Raw genomic sequence first — 4,389 nt, 5'->3', positions numbered from 1 at the left:
CCGTCACCAAATTCGCGCTTTTCGCCATACCGGTGATCGTCATCGCGGCCTTCTGGCTGGCGGGCCAGAAACGCCAGGCCTGATGCCGCACGCGAAGCCCAACCGGGCAGGGGGCACTTGATGAACCAGACCACGATCTTCTGGCCCGTTCTCGCGCATGTGCTGCTGATCTACATCGTCTACTGCGTCCTGGGTCGTCGCAGATACGGCGCAATCAGGTCAGGCGAGGCGAAGGCCGGTCAGTTCAAGGTGCGTTCGGCCGAACCGGCCTCCAGCGTCACCGTTGCCGCCAATCTCACCAACCAGTTCGAACTGCCGGTGCTGTTTTACGTGCTGTGCCTGACGCTGCACCTGACCAACGGCGTCAACTATCTGACCTTGTCGCTGATGTGGGTTTTCGTCGCGTCCCGCTATTTCCATGCCTGGATTCACCTGACCAGCAACAATCTGCTGCTGCGCAGCCGGTCATTCTTCGTCAGTGCGGTGATTCTCCTGCTGGGATGGATCTGGTTCGCGCTGCACCTGCTCGGCGCGGTCTGAGCAGAGCGCTTCTGCCTTCTCCCATAGGGGAGAAGGGAAGTCCGTTCGCCTAAAGGTCGAACACCGCGATCTTGCGCTTGTCGAACTTGATGCCGATCTCGCCGCGCACCAGCTTGAGCGCGGCCTCGCCGAACACCGCGCGCCGCCAGCCTTGCAGCGCCGGTACGTCGGCTTCCTCGCCCTCGGCGGCGATACGGTCGATGTCGTCGCTGGAGGCCAGCACCTTGGAAGCGACGCCTTCCTTTTCGGCAACGATCCGCAGCAGCACCTTCAACAGTTCCGCCGCGGCGCTCGAGCCCTCGGGCGGCTGGAAACTCTTTGGCAGTTTCGGCATCTCTTCCTTGGGCAAGGCAAGCGCGGTGTTGACCGCGCCAAGCAGCGCCGTTGCCGTCGAGGAGCGCTCCCAGCCCTTCGGCGTCGTGCGCAGCTTGCCAAGGGCTGCCGCGTCGCGCGGCGCCTGCTGCGCCACCTCGTAGATCGCGTCGTCCTTGAGTACGCGGCCGCGCGGCACGTCGCGTTCGCGCGCTTCGCGCTCGCGCCATGCCGCCACGCCCTGCACGATCGCCAGTTCCTGCGGTTTGCGCAGCCGCATCTTCAGCCGCTTCCAGGCGTCCTCGGGATGCGGATCATAGGTTTCGCGTGAGGTCAGCACCTCCATCTCCTCGTTGAGCCAATGGGCGCGGTTTTCCCGCTCCAATTCGGCGCTGAGGTGCTGATAGACCTCGATGAGATGCGTGACGTCGGCCAGCGCGTAGTCGAGCTGCTTGTCGGAAAGCGGCCGGTGGCGCCAGTCGGTGAAGCGCGACGACTTGTCGAGCCGCGCCCCGGTGATGCGCTGCACGAGCTGATCGTAGGAAACACTGTCGCCGAAGCCGCAGACCATCGCCGCCACTTGCGTGTCGAACACTGGATGCGGAACCAGATCGCCGAGGTGGACGATGATTTCGATGTCCTGCCGCGCGGCGTGAAAGACTTTGACCACCGCTTCATTGGCCATCAGCCTGAAGAACGGCTTCAGGTCGATACCGGGCGACAGGGGATCGATGAGTGCCGTCACGCCAGGAGCGGCCATCTGGATCAGGCACAAGATCGGCCAAAACGTCGTTTCTCGTATGAATTCGGTGTCGACGGTAACGAAATCCGACTTTTCGAAAGCGGCGAGAACGGTCTCGAGTTCTTTCTGGGTGGTGATGACGTGCATCAAATCGCTTTTGACAGGAGTAAGGTCTTCCTAGATTTCAGCCGCCGGGGCTTTCGTCAAGCTTTGGCACCGCCATCATCAGGTTCCCGGACCATCGGAATCGTCGTTTCTCCTGGCCAGCCGCGCGAAAACCGTCGAAGTGCGCAGGAGCGCGGTGAAGCGGCCGCGCCTGCCTGCCGGCACACCGGACCGGGCCTGCATGCGGTAAAGGATGACGGCGATGAAGATCGCATAGACCACCGCGCTGAATACAAACAGGGCGCCCGGTCCGAAATATTGCATCGCCGTCGAGGCGGCGAACGGGCCGCCAATGGCGCCGAAGGAATAGAACAGCATCAGCGCCGCATTGATCAGCACGAACTCGCCCGTGTCGGCCCGATCGTTGGAATGCGCCGCCGACAGCGAATAGAGCGGCATGGCGAAACAGCCGAAGATGAAGATGAGGATGAAGTTGAGCGCCGGATTGCTGCCGGCGATGAACACCAGCGCCAGTGCCGAAAGCATCGCGCAGCAGGTCGTGATCAAGAGCACGCGGCGCCGATCCCAGCGGTCGGAAAGATAACCCAGCGGATACTGGATGATGGCGCCCCCAAAGATGCCGACGCTGACGAAGGTGACGACATCGGCGACCGACATGCCGATCTGCTCGGCATAGACCGGCGACAAGGTGCGAAAGGCGCTGTTGGTGACGCCGACGGCGATGCAGCCGAAGCAGCCCAGCGGCGAAATCCGCCAGACGCGCGCCAGGTCGAGCTTGACCTCTTCGGGTGGTGCCGGGTTGGAGCGGTCGCCGAGCGACACCGGCACCAGCGACAAGGTGATCATCATCGACATGATGGCGAAGATGGCGAAACCGCCGGCGCCGAAGACCGGGATCAGGAACTGGGCTGATGTCACCGAACCGATGTCGACCATCCGGTAGATCGCCAGCACGCGTGCCCGGTCGTGATTGCCGACGCCGGAATTCAGCCAGCTTTCGACGATGGTGAACAGCCCGGCGAAGCAGAAGCCGCCGGCAAGGCGCACCGCGCACCACATCACCGGATCGATGACCAGCACCAGGAGCAAGGTGCCGACCGAGGCGATTGCCGCCAGCGCCGAAAATGCCCTGATATGGCCGACCGCCTTCATGATGCGGGTGATGGCCAGGCAGCCGAGCAGGAAGCCGGCGAAGTAGAAGGTGCCCATCAGGCCGATGTCGGAAGCCGAAAACCCTTCCTGCGCGCCGCGCAGCGCGATCAGCGTGCTCTGCAGCCCATTGCCGCCGAGCAAGATGCCGGCGGCGAGAAGAAGCGGGATCATCGGGCGGATGGAGGACATGAAGAGGCGATCACGTGTCGGTGATCCCTTCTTGGACCATCGCCCTGGCCAACGCCAGCAGCAATTCCCTGCGCCAACAGGGATGATCGCTGTATTCGCCTGGATTCGTTTCCCCCGTTTTGCTTGGTCAGCGCTCAGCGCTGCCTTCGACGTGACTGCCGATCGTCGGGCCACAGGCCAAGCCGCTCGGCTGCTCCCGTTGCGACGCCTATTCCTGCGAGGACTGCCATCAGCCCGACAATCAGGTTCGCGCTCACTTGTTCGCCCAGGAAGACAACACCGAAGATCGATGCCGTCACCGGATTCACCGCAACGGAGACGGCAACCAGTGTCGGCGGCGCGCGCTCGAGCGCGAATGCCCAAAGGAAGAAAATGAAGGCGCCGCAAATTATGGCCAGATAAGCGCTCGCGATCCACTGAGGTGCACCGAGAGTGGCAAGTCGCGCGAAGCCTCCGCTCGAAACCACCAGGACCGATAGGCAGACCGCGCCCACGCCCATGCCAAACGCCACGAACGGGATTGGCGCGGTGCGGGATAGAAATGGTCTCGACCAGACGTTGTAGAGCGCCATGCAGAAAGCGGCCGCGACCATGAGAAGATCTCCGCGCCAGGCATCTGGGGGAGCAGTCGTCAGGCTCGTGCCGAGCGCTACGGCCACTCCTGCCATTGCGATCAGGACACCGACGATCTTGCGGATGGTCGGCGGCTCGATCTTCAAAACTGCCGCGGCAAGCATCGTGAGCAGAGGCAGTGTCGAAAGCGCAAGCGCACCTCGCGCGGCCGTCGTGTAGACAAGGGCTCCATTGAAGAGCACCGGAAACAGCCCGAAGAACAGAAGACCCAATGCGCCAGTGCCGAGCCAGTCGCTCTTCGGCGGCCACTTGTCTCGCCGCCAGAGAGCGACGGCGGCCAAAACCAGAAAGCCGCCGCCGAACCGGACGGCACCGATAGCCAGAGGATCGAGCGTGCCCGCGAGATATCGCGTTGCGCCAACGGCGGTGCCCCCGAAAGCGCTGGAGAGAATCGCGGCGAGCACTCCTGTGACTTCCATGGTTCCTGACCTTGCCAACTCTGAACCAGCGATATCGGGCAGGCGGGCCATAAGGAATCGAATAAGCTCAATGAGTTTGATAACATTCCGCTATGAGCATCCCGAATCTCGATCCGGACCTTCTGCGGGCCTTTGTCGTCGTTGCCGAGCGCCTCTCGTTCACGCGAGCCGCCGAGCAGCTCAATAGAACGCAGGCGGCCGTCAGCTTGCAGGTGAAACGTCTTGAGGAGCGCATCGAGACCATCTTGTTCCGGCGCTCGACAGCCCGCGTTGAAC

General features: G+C 62.8%; 5 protein-coding genes. 2 read left to right on the top strand and 3 right to left on the bottom strand.

What is annotated here, in order from left to right; translation table 11 throughout:
• Positions 1–120: 120 nt before the first annotated feature.
• Positions 121–540, top strand: a complete 420-nt coding sequence (locus tag EOD15_RS29450) for an MAPEG family protein (protein ID WP_127321444.1) — start codon at positions 121–123, stop codon at positions 538–540.
• Positions 541–589: 49 nt separating this feature from the next.
• On the opposite strand, the gene rnd is transcribed toward EOD15_RS29450, so the two are convergent.
• From rnd to EOD15_RS29435, 3 genes are all read right to left on the bottom strand, one after another.
• Complete coding sequence (gene rnd, locus EOD15_RS29445; protein WP_127321443.1) at positions 590–1,741, bottom strand: ribonuclease D; 1,152 nt, start codon at positions 1,739–1,741, stop codon at positions 590–592.
• A 78-nt stretch (positions 1,742–1,819) separates the two neighbouring features.
• Positions 1,820–3,061: an MFS transporter gene (locus EOD15_RS29440; RefSeq protein WP_127273376.1), complete on the bottom strand. Its 1,242-nt coding sequence runs from the start codon at positions 3,059–3,061 to the stop codon at positions 1,820–1,822.
• Positions 3,062–3,195: 134 nt separating this feature from the next.
• Positions 3,196–4,164, bottom strand: a complete 969-nt coding sequence (locus EOD15_RS29435) for a DMT family transporter (protein ID WP_245463801.1) — start codon at positions 4,162–4,164, stop codon at positions 3,196–3,198.
• A gap of 41 nt (positions 4,165–4,205) precedes the next feature.
• Here EOD15_RS29435 and EOD15_RS29430 point away from each other — a divergent pair.
• The coding region (locus EOD15_RS29430; protein ID WP_148129692.1) for a LysR family transcriptional regulator at positions 4,206–4,389 on the top strand (184 nt) is incomplete at its 3' end.

The sequence above is a fragment of the Mesorhizobium sp. M7A.T.Ca.US.000.02.2.1 genome (genome assembly GCF_003996995.1).
In the GTDB taxonomy this organism is placed as follows: domain Bacteria; phylum Pseudomonadota; class Alphaproteobacteria; order Rhizobiales; family Rhizobiaceae; genus Mesorhizobium.
Note: the sequence above shows the minus strand (reverse complement) of the source record. Positions and strands in the feature narration are given on the sequence as shown.